The sequence below is a fragment of the Pseudomonas sp. 18175 genome (genome assembly GCF_050432925.1).
GTDB lineage: Bacteria > Pseudomonadota > Gammaproteobacteria > Pseudomonadales > Pseudomonadaceae > Aquipseudomonas.
The window spans coordinates 467,186-484,530 of record NZ_JBKFTO010000001.1; the positions used below are offsets into that span (position 1 = coordinate 467,186).

Here is a 17,345-nt window from a genome sequence, read left to right on the forward strand (position 1 = left end):
GTCTGGCGGGCACTCCACCGGCTCGCGCGGGCTGAAAGCTGCGCTGTAGCGGGGTTGGGTGCCTTTTTCAAGACCTCAGCGGCCGGGCGTGAGCCTGGCGGAAAGGCCGGAGTATAACAGAGCAATCACGGCGCGCCGCTTTCCTGCTGCTCAACGGTGTGTTCTGAGGCCGTATCGGCTTGGAAACCCCCGTATTTGGCACTCAAGGCGACATATGCGGGCTCCTGCTTGAAGCGTTTGAGTTCGGCGGCAAAGCGCTGCACCAAAAGGTCCATGCCGGCACCCCGGCGTACCGCCAGGAACTGCTGTTGGCGGCTGACCACCACCGGTGCCTGGCTGACCTTGCCTTCCAGGCCCATGGCCTTGATCACATGCTGGCCCACCCGGCGGTCGGTGATCACCAAGTCAATGCGCCCCAGCAGCAATTTGCCGAAGTTGGCTTCGTGGCTGGGGGCTGGCTCGCGGTTGAACAAGCTGGCGTCGCTGAACGGCGCGCCATACAGGTAGCCCGGCGAGGTGCCAACGGTGAGACCGCGCAGGTCATCCAGGGTCTGGGCGGGATGAGGGCGTTCGTTGGCGTAGAACAGCACGAACTCCACTTCCGACAACGGTTCGCTGGGGTAAAGCAGCAGGGCGTCGCGCTCGTGGCTGTGGAAAATATCCAGTGCGCCGTCGGCGTGACCCTGGTCGAGCATGGCCAGGCAACGCTTCCAGGGCAGGAATTGCCATTGCACCTCCACCCCCAAGCGTTGGAACACGGTCACCGTGGTTTCGTAGTCCAGCCCGTGCATGGCGCCGTGTTCTTCGTACACGTAGGGCGCCCAGGGCTCCGTGACAATGCGCAATTTCTCGCCATAAGCGGCCAGGCTCAGGCAAGTCAATAGCGCAGCGGTCAACAGCTTCAGAATGACGGGCATGCCCTGAGGTTACGATGCCCCAGCGCTAAAGAGAAGCTCTGGCACACGCATCTGCGGGCGACGTTATTTTGTCTCCGAGGTCATCAGGTGTTCATAGATGGCCGCACGGCGCTCGCCGAGAATCAGGCGCACCAGTGGGTTGGCGAACCAGTGCTCCAGTTGATGGGCATCCACCGGGCATTTCTGCCGCTCCTCTTGGTTCTGCCTTGCCTTGTCCCACCAAACGGGGCCACAGGCTTGGTCGAACTCGTTTTCGTGTTCGTAGCAGCCGTAGAGAATCTCGCGGATGAACTGCTGCTTGCGCTTGGGCAAGGCCAGGGTGATCAGCTTGTACATCAGGCGCTGCAAGCGTGGCGGGCGCGGCAGGTGAGCAGAGACCTTGCGGGTATCGGCCAGGGCCGCGGCGCTGGTAGGAGCGGCGGCGTGCTTGGCGATCCACGCTTTGACCTTGGCCCGGAACAGCTGCTTGCGGCTCCAGTAGTGGTGGATCAGGTCTGGGCACTGACGCACGTTGACCGTGCGGTAGGCGGCCACCGACAGGCAGAACTCTTCCAGGGTGTAGGCGCCGTTGGCCATCGGGAACAGCTTGTCCATCAGCTCGATCGAGCGGTCCAGCAGGTAGGCATCCTGTTGTGCGATACCGATCACACCGGAGTTGAGCAGCCACATGTCGTCGTCGGCCAGGTTGCGCTCTGCCAAATGCTTGGCCAAGGTTTCATACAGCACGCCTTCGCGGTTATCGCCGTACTTGGCATGGAAGGCGTTGCACAGCAACGTGCCGGGGGCGACGCGTTCAAACAGGGCCATGGGCGAGTCATGGAAGAACGTATCGGTGTCGATCAATAGCGCCCGCTCTGCGGTCTGCAATACCTGGCGCAACAGCACGTGTTTGGTGCGGAAATGATAACCGTGAGGCTCGCACCAGCGTTTGCGCGTGGCGTCGTCCAGCGCGTGGACCTGCACCGGCAGGTCGCGGTAAGGCGCGGGGTTGTCGCTGAACACCTGGATGTCCAATGGCATGTCCTGGGGGCCTCCCAGGTGGGCCAGGGCACTGGCGATGCTGAATACCGCTTCCTGATGGTAAGTCTCGGCGCCGAAAACCAGGTACACCAGTTGTGGGCGGGGAGTCGGGGACGCTGTATTCATTTACTGCAGGCTTCCTTTCCGGGATGTAGGGATAAAAAAAGCCCTCGTATAAACGAGGGCCTGGGTGCTGCTTGAACAGCCTCAGCGTGGCAGCTTGAGGTTGTTCCAGATAGCTAGGCTTGGTTCAGCTTGGTTCAGGGTATAGAAGTGCAAGCCGGGCGCGCCACCTTGCAACAAACTTTCACACATTTCTGTGATGACCTGCTCACCGAACGCCTGGATGCTCTTGACGTCATCGCCATAGGCTTCCAGTTGCTTGCGCACCCAGCGTGGGATCTCGGCGCCACAGGCGTCGGAAAAACGTGCCAGTTTGCTGTAGTTGGTGATCGGCATGATGCCCGGCACGATGGGGATATTCACACCCATGGCCCGTACACGCTCGACGAAGTAGAAGTAGCTGTCGGCGTTGAAGAAGTACTGGGTGATCGCACTGTCGGCGCCGGCGTTGGCCTTGCGCACGAAGTTCTTCAGGTCGTCTTCGAAGTTGCGTGCCTGGGGGTGCATCTCCGGGTAGGCCGCCACTTCGATATGGAAGTGATCGCCGCTTTCTTCGCGGATGAAGCTCACCAGGTCATTGGCGTAGCGCAGTTCACCGCTGGCCATGCCCATGCCGGACGGCAGGTCGCCGCGCAGGGCGACGATGCGCTTGATGCCGGCGCTCTTGTATTGGGTCAGCAGGCCGCGCAGGTCGTCCTTGCTGTCGCCCACGCACGACAAGTGCGGAGCGGCGGGAACTTTGACTTGGCTTTCCAGCTGCAACACGGTGTTGATCGTGCGGTCACGGGTGGAGCCGCCGGCGCCGTAGGTGCAGGAGAAGAAGTCGGGGTTGTAGCTGGCCAACTGGGTGGCCGTGGCCATCAGTTTTTCATGCCCAGCATCGGTCTTGGTCGGGAAGAACTCGAAGCTGTAGCGACGGTCTTGGGACATGGTCGTATCCTTGGAAACTCGAAACTGGAAGGCTTGTGTGGGAGCGGGCTTGCATGTGGCGAGGGAGCTTGCTCCCGCTGGAGCGCGCAGCGCTCCCAAAATCTTGGGGCCGCTGCGCAGCCCAGCGGGAGCAAGCTCCCTCGCCACAACAAGCCCGCTCCCACATAAAGCCCGCTCCCTTTAAAAAGGGAGCGGGCCGCAGGCAAATCAGTAGCGGTAAGCGTGCGGCTTAAACGGACCTTCAACGGTCACGCCGATGTAGTCGGCCTGGGTCTTGGTCAGTTGAGTCACGACGCCGCCGAAGCCGCGGACCATTTCCAGGGCCACTTCTTCGTCGAGTTTCTTCGGCAGTACTTCCACGGTCAGGCGCTCGGCTTTCTGGGCGGGCGACAGGTCGGCGTACTTTTGGTCGAACAGGAAGATCTGGGCCAGTACCTGGTTGGCGAACGAGCCGTCCATGATGCGGCTCGGGTGGCCAGTGGCGTTGCCCAGGTTAACCAGACGGCCTTCGGCCAGCAGGATCAGGTAGTCGTCGTTCTGTGGGTCGAAATCGCCCGCGCCGGTACGGTGAACCTTGTGGACCTGAGGCTTCACTTCTTCCCATGCCCAGTTCTTGCGCATGAACGCAGTGTCGATCTCGTTGTCGAAGTGGCCGATGTTGCAGACAACAGCGCGCTTCTTCAGGGCTTTGAGCATGTTTGCGTCGCAAACATTCACGTTGCCGGTGGTGGTCACGATCAGGTCGATCTTGCCCAGCAACGCTGCGTCGATGCAGGCGGAGGTGCCGTCGTTCTGGCCGTCGATGAACGGCGAAACCACTTCAAAGCCGTCCATGCAGGCTTGCATGGCGCAGATCGGGTCAACTTCGGAGACTTTAACGATCATGCCTTCCTGACGCAGGGACTGGGACGAACCCTTGCCCACGTCACCGTAGCCGATCACCAGGGCTTGCTTGCCCGACAGCAGGTGGTCGGTGCCGCGCTTGATGGCATCGTTCAGGCTGTGACGGCAGCCGTACTTGTTGTCGTTCTTGCTCTTGGTCACTGAGTCGTTGACGTTGATGGCCGGGATTTTCAGCTCGCCCTTGGCCAGCATGTCCAGCAGGCGGTGTACGCCGGTGGTGGTTTCTTCGGTCACGCCGTGGACGCGGTCGAGGATGGCCGGGTACTTCTTGTGCAGCAGCTCGGTCAGGTCACCGCCGTCGTCGAGGATCATGTTGGCATCCCAAGGCGCGCCATCCTTGAGGATGGTTTGCTCCAGGCACCACTCGTACTCTTCTTCGGTCTCGCCTTTCCAGGCGAATACCGGGATACCAGCGGCAGCGATAGCGGCAGCAGCCTGGTCTTGAGTCGAGAAGATGTTGCAGGACGACCAACGTACTTCGGCACCCAGGGCAACCAGGGTTTCGATCAGCACGGCAGTCTGGATAGTCATGTGGATGCAGCCGAGGATCTTCGCGCCTTTGAGCGGCTGCTCAGAAGCGTACTTGCGACGCAGACCCATCAGGGCTGGCATTTCGGATTCGGCGATAAAGGTTTCGCGACGGCCCCAGGCAGCGAGGGACATGTCGGCGACTTTGTAATCGGTGAAACCAGCAGGCGTGTTGACAGCGCTCATGAAGAGCCTCCATTCGTAGTGTGCGAATGGGCGCCGTTGTGCGTTTAGTATCAGGCCCGATGAACCAGGCCGGACAACGCCCCATCCGAGCCTGACAGGTTGAACCTGCTGCAGCGCCCCTCGGACAGGTGGCGGGAAAACGGTAACAAGTGGATATGACCGTTTTGAAACGGCGCCGATTATAGCCGTGTGCGCCAGACTTCCCAAGCCTTTCTGTCGGACACATGAAGATCCCTCATGGGTTTGATAGGCAATGCCTCATAGAGCTCTGGCGCGGCCTCTGCCATGATGTCGCCCATCATTCGGCAAGACGCTTTGGAGTGACCATGAACTTCCACACCCGCAAATGGGTAAAACCTGAAGACCTCAACCCCAACGGCACCCTGTTCGGCGGCAGCCTGCTGCGCTGGATCGACGAAGAGGCGGCGATCTACGCGATCGTCCAGCTGGGCAATCAGCGCGTCGTCACCAAGTACATCTCCGAAATCAACTTCGTCAGCGCCTCGCGCCAGGGCGACATCATCGAACTGGGCATCACCGCCACCGAGTTCGGCCGCACCTCTATCACCCTGACCTGTGAAGTGCGCAACAAAATCACCCGCAAAAGCATCCTGACCGTTGAAAAAATGGTCTTCGTCAACCTGGGCGAAGACGGTTTGCCGGCGCCCCACGGCCGCACTGAAATCAAATACGTCAAAGATCAGTTCGCCGACGAAAGCATCAGCGAGTAATCCTGCCGGGCCAGTGAACGCTCGTGACCGGCGACAGGTCGTACCTGAACAACACCCTCCTGTTCAGGTACGCCCATGGCCACGCAAGAAGACGGCAAGACTCCCAACCTGTCCCAGGAAGAGCAGCACGACGTCGACAAGAACCAGCCGCCCCGCGCGGCGGTGTTGCATGAAATCATCCGCACCCAGGGCGACCAGGAGCTGGAGCGCAACGTAGCCGCGCTGTGGTGGTCGGCGCTGGCCGCAGGGTTGACCATGGGCCTGTCGCTCATGGGTATGGGCCTGCTCAACTCGCGGCTGCCGGATGCCGAGGGCTTCAAAGTGATCGCCAGCTTCGGCTACTGCGCGGGGTTCCTCGCGGTAATCCTGGCGCGCCAGCAACTGTTCACCGAAAACACCCTGACCGCCGTGCTCCCAGTGATGAGCAAACCCACCCTGGCCAATGCCGGGCGCCTGTTGCGCCTGTGGACGGTGGTGCTGGTGGGCAACCTGTGCGGCACCTTGCTGGTGGCCTACGTGATGTTGCACCTGCCGATCTTCGACACCAAGACCGACATGGCCTTTCTGGAAATCGGCCGTAAGGTCATGGAGAACGACCCGGGCCAGATGTTCGCCAAGGGCATCGTTTCCGGCTGGATGATCGCCACCATGGTGTGGATGATCCCGTCCATGGAAAGCGCCAAGATGTTCATCATCATCCTGATCACCTACCTGATGGCTCTGGGCGACTTCACCCACATCGTGGTGGGTTCGGCGGAAGTGTCGTACCTGGTGTTTGCTGGCGAGTTGCCGTGGAAGGATTTTTGGCTGGTGTTCGCTGGGCCCACGTTGGCGGGCAATATCATCGGGGGCAGCTTTATCTTCGCACTGATCAGCCATGCGCAGATCCGCAGTGAAAGCAGTTTGCCGGGCAAAGCTGCTGCGGACCCGAGGCATCCGCAGCAGATCGACAAGCGTCAGTGATGCTCAGGCGTGGCCTGGGGCTCGTCCCGGGTCACGCGCTTGACCAGCTTGCCGATGCTCAAGCCCTGCAACAGGATCGACGACAACACCACGATGTAGGTGATGCTCAGCAACAGGTCACGCTCCGGGCCCAGCGGCAACGCCAGGGCCAGGGCGACTGACACCCCGCCGCGCAACCCGCCCCAGGTGAGGATACGGATAGTGCCGCGCGGCACCGTGCGCCAGCGCCGCAGCAGCAGAATCGCCGGGGCCACTGTCAGCAGGCGCGACAGCAGGATCGCCACGGCCAGTAAGCTTGCGGCCAGTACGTGCAGCCAATTGAATGGCAGCAGCAACAGCTCCATGCCGATCAGCGCGAACAGCAGGGCGTTGAGCATGTCGTCGAGCAATTCCCAGAAACCGTCCAGGTAGCGACGGGTCATGTCGTTCATCGCCAGCTTGCGGCCGAGGTTGCCGATGATCAGGCCCGCGACCACCATCGCAATCGGTGCCGAGACGTGCAGCTCGGTGGCCAGCGCCGAACCGCCGATCACCAGGGCGAGCGTCAGCATCACTTCGATCTGGTGCTGTTCGATGCTCTTGATCATCAGGTACACCAGGTAACCGATCAGGCCACCGAACACCACGCCGCCAATCGCCTCGTGGGCGAACAGCATCGCGGTGGCGCCCACGGTGGGGGTCTCACCCAACTGGGCGATACCCAGCAATACGGTAAACACCACCACGGCGGTGCCGTCGTTGAACAGCGATTCGCCGACGATGGTGGTTTTCAACGGCTTGGAGGCATTGGCGGTACGCAGCACGCCCAATACCGCAATTGGGTCGGTGGGTGAAATAAGCGCGCCGAACAACAGGCAGTAGAGGAAGCTCACGTGCCAGCCAAACAGGGCAAAGATGTAATACGCCAGGCTGCCGATGACCACCGTGGCAATCAACACGCCGAAGGTGGCCAGCAGGCCGATGGGCCAGCGGTAGCTGCGCAAGTCGTTGAGGTTCACGTGCAAGGCGCCGGCGAACAGCAGGAACGACAGCATCCAGTTCATCAGCAAGTCGCCGAAGTCGATCTGGCCGATCAGTTGCTGGATACGTTCTTCCAGACCCGGGTAGCCGATAAAGCTCAACCCTTGCAGGATCAGGGAAAACATCAGGGCCGTGACCATCACGCCGATGGTGGGCGGCAGGCCGATGAAACGGAAGTTCACATAGGTGAGCAGGGTAGTAAGGCAAATGAAAGCGGCGACAAGTTCAAGCATCCGGGGTCCTTGGAAGTTGGGGGCAGAGCGTTTAGTGGTGGGATGGACCGCAGTAGCGGCGCGATGTTGCAGGGCGGTGCGCAAAACACCGATAGAACCTTTTGCAGCGTGGCGGCTCATAGCGTGGATGCGGCTGGCCAGAATTAGTGCTAAAACTCTAATTTCTGTTTCAAATTAAAAATAGAAAACTAAAAAAGGAATCAGTGATGACGGTAGCTTTCTGGTGTGTGTTGATCGCAATTTTCCTGCCTTATCTGTGCACGGGCCTGGCCAAATTCAGCCAGGGCAAGTTCGGGCCCAGGCAGAACCACGACCCTCGCGCCTTCCTGGAGACCCTCGACGGGTTCGCCCGGCGTGCCCACAACGCCCAGCTCAACAGTTTTGAAGTCACCCCGGCGTTCGCGGCCGCGGTGATTATCGCGCACCTGGCCGGTACGGCCGAATTGGTGACCATCAATGTGCTGGCGGTGCTGTTTATCACCAGTCGCCTGTTGTACATCATTTGCTACGTGGCGGATTGGGCGATTCTGCGGTCGCTGGTGTGGTTCGTGGGTATGGCGTTGATTGCGAGTTTCTTCTTTGTCTCGATGTAACGTTTGACGTAAATCCCTTGTGGGAGCGGGCTTGCTGTGGCGAGGGAGCTTGCTCCCGCTGGGCTGCGAAGCGGCCCCAAAATCTTGGGAGCGCTGCGCACTCCAGCGCGAGCAAGCTCGCTCGCCACAAAAGGCGTCTCCTACAGATTAGGTTCCGGCAGGAGCATCAGGCACGTGGGGAAGCGCCGCGCCCTTAGGCCACAACATCCAGATCTGCCCCTGTTGCTTCATATTCCCCGCCAATTCACCCGCCGCATCACCGGTGCCCCAAAACAAATCCGCCCGCACTTCGCCGGTAATGGCGCCGCCCGTGTCCTGCGCGGCGACAGGTCGTGCGATTGGGGAACCATCCGGCTTGGTGGTGGACAGCCACAACAGGCTGCCCAATGGAATCACCTTGCGATCCACCGCCACGCTGTAACCCGCCGTCAGCGGCACATTCAGCGAGCCGCGCGGGCCTTCGTTGCTGTCGGGGCGGGCGCTGAAAAACACGTAGCTGGGGTTGCTCGCCAACAGTTCCGGGATGCGCTGTGGGTTGGCCTTGGCCCAGGCGCTGATGGCGCCCATGGTCACGTCCTCTTTCTTCAACTGACCTTGTTCTACCAACCAGCGGCCGATGGGACGGTAGGGGTAGCCGTTCTGGTCGCCATAGCCGACGCGCAGCTGACGCCCGCCTGCGAGTTGAATACGACCTGAGCCTTGGATCTGCAGGAATTGCAGGTCCATCGGGTTGGTCAGCCAGGCAATCGGCTTGGCCGTGGAGCCCTGGCCGTTGAGGGCGCTGGCGTCGTCATACGGCTTGACCACCCGACCTTCCAGGCGACCGCGCAGGCGCTTGCCCTTGAGTTCGGGGTAGATGCTCTCCAGGTTGACGATGATCAGGTCATCCGGCACGCCATACACCGGCACATTGGCCTTGGCGGTTTTGGTCAGGCTACCGGGGTAGACCGGCTCGTAGTAGCCCGTGATCAGGCCGTTGGGGGTGTTGTCCGCCGAGCGCAGGCCAAACACATCCAAGCGCTCCTTGAGAAAACCACGCACCGCCACGGCATTGCCGGGCACCGTCGCCGCAGCGGCGCAGGTGGCGCCCCAGACCGGGTCGGCCTTGAGGCGCTGGCAAGCGCTGCGCCAGGATTCGAAACCCGCCAGCAAGTCGCTGTCGGATACCGCTGGCAGGGCCTCCCACGGTGCACTCACATAGGTGGCGACGGCATGGGGCTTTGAAGTTTCATCTTTGGCAGGTTCTTTACCCGCATCGCAACCGGCCAGCAGCGCGATCATCGGCAGAGCCCACGCCAGTCGGCAGCTCCAGCGTTTTGAGGTGATATTCATACACGCAATTCCTGAAGCGATTGCCCGCGCCGCAGCGCTGTGGGGCAACCCTTATTATTAATAGGGCTATTGGTCTTTACGGGCGGGGCGAGGATACTGGCCGCCGTTTCCCGTGACCTCGAAGCCACCATGACTTTTAAACGACTGACCGTTGTACTGTTGGCCTGCCTGACGTTGTCCGCCTGTGGCGGTGTAGATCCGAATTCGCCCCTGGGCCAACGCAAGGCCATCTTCAAGCAGATGCTCAAGACCGGCGAAGACCTGGGTGGCATGTTGCGTGGGCGCATCCCGTTTGACGGCGCGAAATTCGCCGAAGGCGCGGTGAAGCTGGATGCGTTGTCCCACGAGCCATGGAAGCATTTCCCGAGCGTGCGCGAAGAAGACCACAGCAGCGCGAAAGCGGATGTCTGGCAGAAACAGGCGCAATTCCAGCAACTGGCACGCGACCTTGAAACGGCCACCGGTGAATTGGTGACCGCAAGCCAAGTACAGCCTTACCAGGCCAGTAACCTGGGGCCGGCGGTGCAGAAAGTCGAAGATGCCTGCAGCGCCTGCCATAAACAGTTCCGGGACCACTGACCGGGTTTATTTGTCGAGGTCTTCCACGGCGTCCTGCAGCTCTTTGCGCGACTGGGCGAGCTTGTCTTTGCGCTTGTTGATCTTGTCGGCGTCGCCTTTTTTCATGGCTTTGTCGAGGTCGGCCTGACGGCGGCTGACTTCGTGCTTGGCATCGAGCACCTTGTTTTCCCGTTCCTTCTTCAAGGAGGCGTCGGTGCAATTGGCGGTGACTTCACTCAGGGCTTTTTCCAGGCCAGCTTGCTGGGCGCTGTTGCCGTGGGCCTTGGCCTGTTCGATCTGGGCGCTGATGGCCTGGCGCTTGGCGGCGCATCCGGTGAGTTGCGGTGCGTCTTCTGCAGCCAGCAGTGGAGTGGTCATAAGGCTTGCGACAGTCAGCAGGGCAAAGGGGGCTAGAAATTTCATGTGGGGCTCCAAAGTCGCAATCTGAGGGCCGGAACGGGTTTAAAACCCATCGATGCCGGCCACGCGTAGTGTGTCTGCCAAGGCCTGAACCTGCGGGTCGCGAAAAAAAGCGCTCAGTTGCGCCGCGCGGCCCGGGCCGATGCCGTCGATGGCCAGCCAGGCTTGGGTGTCTCTGGCAACCAGCGTTTGCCAGTCACCGTCCAGGTTGTTGCGTGCCGCAGGCGGGACGCCCAAGGCTTTGAGCCATTGCGCGAAGGGCCGTTGCCGCGCGCTATAGAGGCTGTCGAGCACCCGCGCACGGCTGCGATCACCGAAGCCATCAATGTTAGCAAGCTCTGCCGCATCCAGGGTTAACCAATCGAGAAAGCCTGCGATTAGACCGGCCTGGATCAATACGTTCCAGGTCTCGCGGCCGATATGGGGCAGTGCCAGGCCCTGTTCGCCGCTAAGCCAGGTGAGGCGCGCGAGCAGTTGCTCCTCGCAGCCGGGATCCAGTTGCCAGCAACTCAGGGCATGAAAGTGCCGGGGGTTTGGCGCGTCTACCTCAACCCGTTGCTCATTGCGCAGGATCACTTGGTCCAGTCGGGGAATCACCTGGCCGGCCAGGCTGATGGACACCTGGTCTCCGGGGCGAATATCCAGGGCTTGCCAACGTTTCAGGGAGCCGGCGCTGACACGGCTGATCTGCCGGTCGTCCAGTCGTACCGGCTCCAATTCCAGCATCGGCGTGATGCGCCCGGTGCGGCCGATCTTGAACTGTACCTTGCGTACCAACGCCAGCGCCTTGGCGACCGGGTACTTCCAGGCGACCGCCCAATACGGCGCGCTCACCTGCCAGCGTTCAGCGGGGGCGTGCTGGGCCTGGTGCAACACCACCCCGTCGCTGGCGAAAGGCAGCGGGTGGTTGTACCAATAGGTGCGCCAGTGCGCGGCTTGGCTGATGTGCTGGATGGGCTGACTGTAGCGCTGGGTATCGCTGAAGCCCCAGCGTGCCAGGGTAGCCAGGCGCTCGGTGAAGGATGCCGGGCCATCCGGCCAGGCCCAGACAAACAGGCCGATGCCGCTGGCTTCGGTGTCGCTCAATTGCCGGCGGTTCATCAGCCCGGCCACCTTGCTTCGGGCATTGAGCCCGCCGTGGGCCGATTGCACATGATCATCGAGGCGCCAATACAGTTCGCCTTGCAGCACCAGGTCGAGGGGCTCCGGCAACTGCTGGACAATGCCGGGGATCTTGCGCGCGGAGGCCGACCAGTCCTGGCCCATTACGCCGTCGCCGCGGCTGACGACCTGGCTCAAGCGACCCCGGCGATACACCAGCGTCACGGCAACACCGTCGACCTTGGGCTGAACCCAAACCTCCTGCCGTGTGGCCAGCCAGGCGCCAACCGCCTGTTCATCCAGCAATTTTTCCAGGCCGGTATGCGCCACCGGGTGGGGCAGGGTGCCCCGTGAAGTGGCCAGCGGATTGTCGGCGGGGGTGGTGGTGTGGGGGAAACATTCGCGCCAGCGAGCCAGGCGTTGTCGAGCCTGGTCGTACAGCTCATCGCTGATGGGGGATTGGCCGAGACGGTGGTAACTGTCGTCCCACTGGCGGATTTGCGTGGTCAGGCTATCGGCCTGTGACCGGGCATCTTCGGGGCAGGTTTGCGCGCATGCCCAAAAGGGCAAGGCGCTGAGTAGAAAGGCTATCAATCGGCGCATCATGAGCATCCTTGCTCGGAAAGGGGCGCCCAGCCTAAAGGATCCACACGCCCACAAAAAAGCCCCGGCAATGCGGGGCTTTTTACCGGGTGTTTCTGCTTACTTGAACAGACCGCCCAGGGCTTTCACGGCGTCGTTCTTGTCAGCCTTGGCTTCGGTGGTTTGTTGCTTGGAGTCGGCCTTGGCTTGAGCTTCAGTCAATTTGTCACAACCTTTGTTGACCTGATCCTGCGCGGCTTTGTAGGCCTTTACGGACAAGGTGTCGTTCTTGGCTTCGGCCGCGTCGATCTTGGTTTGCAGGTCTTTGGCGTGTTGTTGGCAGTCGCCGGAGTCACCGCCGCCCAGTTTGGACGTCAGGGCGCCACTCAGGGCGCTCAGGTCGGTACCGGCGTGGGCCGGCAGGGCGAACAGGCTGAGCAGAAGAGCGGCAGGGGCGAGCGTGGAGATGCGCATGAAAAACCTCAATGTTCGATTGCTTGCGCGCTGACAAATCCCGGGCGGGCGCAAGGCAATATCCAAATGAAGGTGAAGGGCCCGAGAGGGCGCGGATTCTAGTGGGCCATCATTGGGCCTGCAAGGTTTGGATCCAAAAAACGTGAAGATCGTCGCGCAAATCTTCCATCCATAAAAAAGCCCCGCCGGGCGAACCCGGCAGGGCGTTGGGTGCAGCGGGGGATTACAGGCCGGCGGCGACGCGAAGGTCGTTGGCGCGGTCGGTTTTTTCCCAGGTAAAGGTAGTGAAGGTGTCGTCGCCGACCGTCTTCTGCGCAGGAGTACGGCCAAAGTGACCGTAGGCTGCGGTTTCCTGGTACATCGGGTGCAGCAGGTCGAGCATGGTGGTGATCGCGTACGGGCGCAGGTCGAAGATCTCGCGCACCAGTTTTACGATCTTGTCATCGCTGATCTTGCCGGTGCCGAAGGTATTCAGCGAGATCGACGTAGGCTGGGCCACGCCAATCGCGTAGGAAACCTGGATCTCGCAACGCTCGGCCAGGCCAGCAGCCACGATGTTCTTGGCCACGTAACGACCGGCGTAAGCCGCCGAACGGTCAACCTTGGATGGGTCTTTACCCGAGAACGCGCCGCCGCCGTGACGGGCCATGCCGCCGTAGCTGTCGACGATGATCTTGCGACCGGTCAGGCCGCAGTCACCCACTGGGCCGCCAATGATGAACTGGCCAGTCGGGTTGATGTGGAACTGGGTGTCTTTGGTCAGCAGTTCGGCCGGCAGCACGTGCTTGACGATCAGCTCCATCACGCCTTCACGCAGGTCGGTGTAGGACACGTCCGGGTTGTGCTGGGTCGACAGTACAACGGCGTCGATACCGACAACCTTGCCGCCTTCATAACGGCAGGTCACCTGGGACTTGGCGTCCGGGCGCAGCCACGGCAGCAGGCCGCTTTTGCGGGCTTCGGCCTGGCGCTGAACCAGTTGGTGCGAGAAGGTGATCGGTGCTGGCATCAGCACGTCGGTCTCGTTGCTGGCGTAGCCGAACATCAGGCCCTGGTCGCCGGCGCCCTGGTCTTCTGGCTTGGCGCGGTCGACACCCTGGTTGATGTCGGGGGACTGCTTGCCGATGATGTTCATCACGCCGCAGGTCGCGCCGTCGAAGCCCACGTCGGAACTGGTGTAGCCGATGTCGGTGATCACGTCACGGACGATCTGCTCAAGGTCTACCCAAGCGGTAGTGGTCACTTCGCCGGCGATGATCGCTACGCCGGTTTTCACCAGAGTCTCGCAGGCCACGCGGGCGTGCTTGTCTTCAGCAATGATGGCGTCCAGCACCGCGTCAGAGATCTGGTCGGCGATTTTGTCCGGATGCCCTTCAGACACGGACTCGGAGGTGAAAAGGGAGTATTCGCTCATCTCGATGTTTTCCTGATATTTACCGATGGTGAGTGTCGCCAGCCGGTCGCTGAAAATGGCGGACCTGGATCTGGAAACCATTACGTAAACCTACATAGAGGCTTTCCCCGGGAACGAGCCCCGCAGCGGTGGCCCAACGGGCCAGATCGTCCTGTTCAAAACCCAACCAGAGATCACCGCAGGCCTCCCTGGCCCAATTCTGGTTGTGGCTGCATAAATCCGTAACCAGCAGGCTACCGCCGGGGTGCAGCAGCCCGGCCATTTGCTTGAGGGCGTCGGCGGGTGCGGCGAAATGGTGCAAGACCATGTTCAGCACCACGCAATCGGCCTTGATCGTTGTGCTATTGAGCGCGTCAGCCAGCTGCAGGCTGACGTTGCCCAGTGCTTCGCGCTCACACAGCTGGCGGGCCAGTTCGAGCATCGCGGGGCTGTTATCCAGCGCCGTGACCTGATGAAAACGGCGTGCCAGTTCCGGCAGGAACCCGCCATCTCCGGGGCCGACTTCCAACGCCGTGGCCTCATCACTGAAGCTCAGCTTGTCCAGCAGCGTCAGCACGCTGTCGCGGTATTGGGCCAGGCCGGCGATCAGGTCTTGTTGGGCGCGAAATTTCTCGGCAACCCGTGCGAAAAAGTCCTGGCTCGCCGCAGCACGTTGCCCGTGGACCAGGCCAATGCGCGACTGTACGTCGGTCGGCAGGCTCAGGCTGTCCACTTCTTCGAGCAGGGCGGCGTGCAACTTGCCGCCCAGCAGCTCGGTGTGGGGCAGGGCGCGGCGGTAAAAAATTGCATTGCCTTCGCGGCGGGTTGCCACCAGGTCGGCCTGGGCCAGCACCTTCAAGTGATGGCTCATGCCGGACTGGCCGATGGCAAAAATTTGCGCCAACTCCAATACGCCGAAGGAATCGTTGGCCAGTGCGCGCAATACGTTCAACCGCAACGGTTCGCCAGCGGCCTTGCATAAGGCTGCCAGTTCTTCGCCGTCGTCGGGACGCAAGGAGGACATGGGTAGATTCATAGGGCCAGCAGTCTAGAGGTGGGTGTAAGCCCCTGCAAGGCCAATATCAAAAAGTTTTGATATTGGTCGATAAGTGGCGGTTATAAGCAGCCGCTATAACCTTTAGACGAACGGGTAAGCGGTTTCTGCAAGGCAATGGCGCCCAAAGCACAGGAAAAACACCTTCAAGTGACTATCTGTCATTGCCCGCAGGCGGTGGCTGAGGGAAAATGCCGGTCCTTTTTTCCGTTTCTTTTCAGCAAACCCCAGGAGATCAGCGATGCCCAGCCGTCGTGAGCGTGCCAACGCCATTCGTGCCCTCAGCATGGATGCCGTGCAAAAAGCCAACAGCGGCCATCCCGGTGCCCCGATGGGCATGGCGGATATCGCCGAGGTACTTTGGCGTGACTACCTGAAGCACAACCCGACCAATCCATCGTTCGCCGACCGTGACCGCTTCGTGCTGTCCAACGGCCATGGCTCGATGCTGATCTATTCGCTGCTGCACCTGACCGGCTACGACGTCACCATCGACGACCTCAAAAGCTTCCGTCAACTGCACAGCCGCACGCCGGGCCACCCGGAATTCGGCTACACCCCAGGCGTCGAGACCACCACCGGTCCCCTGGGCCAAGGCCTGGCCAACGCCGTCGGCTTCGCGCTGGCTGAAAAAGTCCTGGGCGCGCAGTTCAACCGCCCTGGTCACGACATCGTCGACCACCACACCTACGTGTTCCTGGGTGATGGCTGCATGATGGAAGGCATTTCCCACGAAGTCGCCTCCCTGGCCGGCACCCTGGGCCTGGGCAAGCTGATTGCCTTCTACGATGACAACGGCATCTCCATCGACGGTGAAGTCGAAGGCTGGTTCACCGATGACACCCCTAAGCGCTTCGAAGCCTATAACTGGCAGGTAATCCGCAACGTCGATGGCCACGATCCGGAAGAGATCAAGACCGCCATCGACACCGCTCGCAAGAGCGCGCAGCCGACCCTGATCTGCTGCAAGACCACCATCGGTTTCGGCTCGCCGAACAAGCAAGGTAAAGAAGACTGCCACGGCGCCCCACTGGGTGATGCGGAAATCGCCCTGACCCGCGAAGCGCTGAAGTGGAACCACGGCCCGTTCGAAATCCCGGCCGATATCTACGCCGAGTGGAACGCCAAGGAAAAAGGCCTGGCGACCGAAGCAGAGTGGGACCAGCGCTTTGCTGCCTACTCCGCCGAATTCCCGGAGCTTGCCAACGAGCTGGTCCGTCGCTTGGCCGGTGACCTGCCTGCCGACTTCTCGGAAAAAGCCTCCGCCTACATCGCCGAAGTCGCGGCCAAGGGCGAGACCATCGCCAGCCGTAAAGCCAGCCAGAACACCCTGAACGCCTTTGGCCCGTTGCTGCCTGAGATCCTCGGCGGTTCGGCCGACCTGGCCGGTTCCAACCTGACCCTGTGGAAAGGCTGCAAAGGCGTGTCGGCTGAAGACGCCAGCGGCAACTACATGTACTACGGTGTACGTGAGTTCGGCATGAGCGCCATCATGAACGGCGTGTCCCTGCACGGCGGCCTGGTGCCTTACGGCGCGACCTTCCTGATGTTCATGGAATACGCCCGTAACGCCGTGCGCATGGCTGCGCTGATGAAAAAACGCGTGATCCACGTCTACACCCACGACTCCATCGGTCTGGGCGAAGACGGCCCGACGCACCAGCCGGTCGAGCAACTGACCAGCCTGCGCACCACGCCGAACCTGGACACCTGGCGTCCAGCCGACGCGGTGGAATCCGCAGTGGCCTGGAAGCACGCCATTGAGCGTAAGGACGGCCCTTCGGCGCTGATCTTCTCGCGCCAGAACCTGCAACACCAAGTGCGTACCGACGCGCAGATCGCCGACATCGCCCGTGGCGGTTATGTGCTGAAAGACTGCGCTGGCGAGCCGGAGCTGATCCTGATCTCCACCGGTTCCGAAGTGGGCCTGACCGTTCAGGCATACGACAAGCTGACCGAGCAAGGTCGCAAGGTACGTGTTGTGTCCATGCCGTGCACCAGCGTGTTCGAAGCCCAGGATGCCGGCTACAAGCAATCGGTTCTGCCGTTGCAGGTAAGCGCGCGTATCGCCATCGAAGCGGCTCACGCCGACTACTGGTACAAGTACGTGGGCCTGGAAGGCCGCGTGATCGGCATGACCACCTACGGTGAGTCGGCGCCGGCGCCAGCGTTGTTCGAAGAGTTCGGTTTCACCCTGGACAACATCCTGGGTCAGGCTGAAGAGCTGCTGGAAGACTAAGGCTGTAAATTGGGGTGGCTGGACTGGCCCCTTCGCGAGCAAGCC

At 61.3% G+C, this 17,345-nt stretch carries 16 protein-coding genes and 1 riboswitch; of the genes, 5 read left to right on the forward strand and 11 right to left on the reverse strand.

Going from position 1 to position 17,345, the window contains the following annotated elements:
• Positions 1-125: 125 nt before the first annotated feature.
• From ACLD1Y_RS02155 to ahcY, 4 genes are all read right to left on the reverse strand, one after another.
• Entirely contained in the window at positions 126-917 is a 792-nt protein-coding gene (locus ACLD1Y_RS02155; protein WP_429475020.1) for a substrate-binding periplasmic protein, read from the reverse strand.
• A 63-nt stretch (positions 918-980) separates the two neighbouring features.
• Positions 981-2,063 (reverse strand): hypothetical protein, encoded by a 1,083-nt coding sequence (locus tag ACLD1Y_RS02160; RefSeq protein WP_429475022.1) that lies wholly within the window; start codon positions 2,061-2,063, stop codon positions 981-983.
• Between the two features lie 81 nt (positions 2,064-2,144).
• Positions 2,145-2,990: a methylenetetrahydrofolate reductase [NAD(P)H] gene (gene metF, locus ACLD1Y_RS02165; RefSeq protein ID WP_429475024.1), complete on the reverse strand. Its 846-nt coding sequence runs from the start codon at positions 2,988-2,990 to the stop codon at positions 2,145-2,147.
• Between the two features lie 207 nt (positions 2,991-3,197).
• Complete coding sequence (ahcY, locus tag ACLD1Y_RS02170; protein ID WP_429475026.1) at positions 3,198-4,607, reverse strand: adenosylhomocysteinase; 1,410 nt, start codon at positions 4,605-4,607, stop codon at positions 3,198-3,200.
• A gap of 21 nt (positions 4,608-4,628) precedes the next feature.
• Positions 4,629-4,735: riboswitch (S-adenosyl-L-homocysteine riboswitch) on the reverse strand.
• A gap of 198 nt (positions 4,736-4,933) precedes the next feature.
• Between ahcY and ACLD1Y_RS02175 the strand changes: the two genes are divergently transcribed.
• Entirely contained in the window at positions 4,934-5,338 is a 405-nt protein-coding gene (locus ACLD1Y_RS02175; RefSeq protein WP_135290242.1) for an acyl-CoA thioesterase, read from the forward strand.
• A 75-nt stretch (positions 5,339-5,413) separates the two neighbouring features.
• Positions 5,414-6,301: a formate/nitrite transporter family protein gene (locus tag ACLD1Y_RS02180; RefSeq protein WP_429475028.1), complete on the forward strand. Its 888-nt coding sequence runs from the start codon at positions 5,414-5,416 to the stop codon at positions 6,299-6,301.
• On the opposite strand, the gene ACLD1Y_RS02185 is transcribed toward ACLD1Y_RS02180, so the two are convergent.
• Complete coding sequence (locus ACLD1Y_RS02185) at positions 6,295-7,554, reverse strand: cation:proton antiporter (RefSeq protein ID WP_429475030.1); 1,260 nt, start codon at positions 7,552-7,554, stop codon at positions 6,295-6,297. The genes ACLD1Y_RS02180 and ACLD1Y_RS02185 overlap by 7 nt on opposite strands.
• 206 nt (positions 7,555-7,760) lie before the next feature.
• On the opposite strand from ACLD1Y_RS02185, the gene ACLD1Y_RS02190 reads away from it, so the two are divergent.
• Positions 7,761-8,147, forward strand: a complete 387-nt coding sequence (locus ACLD1Y_RS02190) for an MAPEG family protein (protein ID WP_429475032.1) — start codon at positions 7,761-7,763, stop codon at positions 8,145-8,147.
• 147 nt (positions 8,148-8,294) lie between these two features.
• Here the strand turns inward: ACLD1Y_RS02190 and mltA are convergent, their stop codons facing one another.
• Positions 8,295-9,479, reverse strand: coding sequence for a murein transglycosylase A (gene mltA, locus ACLD1Y_RS02195; RefSeq protein ID WP_429475034.1), 1,185 nt, complete (start codon positions 9,477-9,479; stop codon positions 8,295-8,297).
• A gap of 129 nt (positions 9,480-9,608) precedes the next feature.
• On the opposite strand from mltA, the gene ACLD1Y_RS02200 reads away from it, so the two are divergent.
• Positions 9,609-10,058, forward strand: coding sequence for a c-type cytochrome (locus ACLD1Y_RS02200; protein ID WP_429475036.1), 450 nt, complete (start codon positions 9,609-9,611; stop codon positions 10,056-10,058).
• A gap of 6 nt (positions 10,059-10,064) precedes the next feature.
• Here the strand turns inward: ACLD1Y_RS02200 and ACLD1Y_RS02205 are convergent, their stop codons facing one another.
• From ACLD1Y_RS02205 to ACLD1Y_RS02225, 5 genes are all read right to left on the reverse strand, one after another.
• Positions 10,065-10,460 carry a DUF1090 domain-containing protein gene (locus tag ACLD1Y_RS02205; RefSeq protein ID WP_429475038.1) on the reverse strand — a complete coding sequence of 132 codons (396 nt, stop codon included), beginning with the start codon at positions 10,458-10,460 and terminating at the stop codon, positions 10,065-10,067.
• A gap of 39 nt (positions 10,461-10,499) precedes the next feature.
• Positions 10,500-12,164: an NAD-dependent DNA ligase LigB gene (ligB, locus tag ACLD1Y_RS02210; protein WP_429475040.1), complete on the reverse strand. Its 1,665-nt coding sequence runs from the start codon at positions 12,162-12,164 to the stop codon at positions 10,500-10,502.
• Between the two features lie 96 nt (positions 12,165-12,260).
• Positions 12,261-12,614: a hypothetical protein gene (locus tag ACLD1Y_RS02215; protein WP_429475042.1), complete on the reverse strand. Its 354-nt coding sequence runs from the start codon at positions 12,612-12,614 to the stop codon at positions 12,261-12,263.
• Between the two features lie 223 nt (positions 12,615-12,837).
• Positions 12,838-14,028 (reverse strand): methionine adenosyltransferase, encoded by a 1,191-nt coding sequence (metK, locus tag ACLD1Y_RS02220; protein ID WP_429475044.1) that lies wholly within the window; start codon positions 14,026-14,028, stop codon positions 12,838-12,840.
• Positions 14,029-14,047: 19 nt separating this feature from the next.
• Positions 14,048-15,043: an ArsR/SmtB family transcription factor gene (locus ACLD1Y_RS02225; protein WP_429475046.1), complete on the reverse strand. Its 996-nt coding sequence runs from the start codon at positions 15,041-15,043 to the stop codon at positions 14,048-14,050.
• 259 nt (positions 15,044-15,302) lie between these two features.
• Between ACLD1Y_RS02225 and tkt the strand changes: the two genes are divergently transcribed.
• Positions 15,303-17,300: a transketolase gene (tkt, locus tag ACLD1Y_RS02230; protein WP_429475047.1), complete on the forward strand. Its 1,998-nt coding sequence runs from the start codon at positions 15,303-15,305 to the stop codon at positions 17,298-17,300.
• Positions 17,301-17,345: the final 45 nt, after the last annotated feature.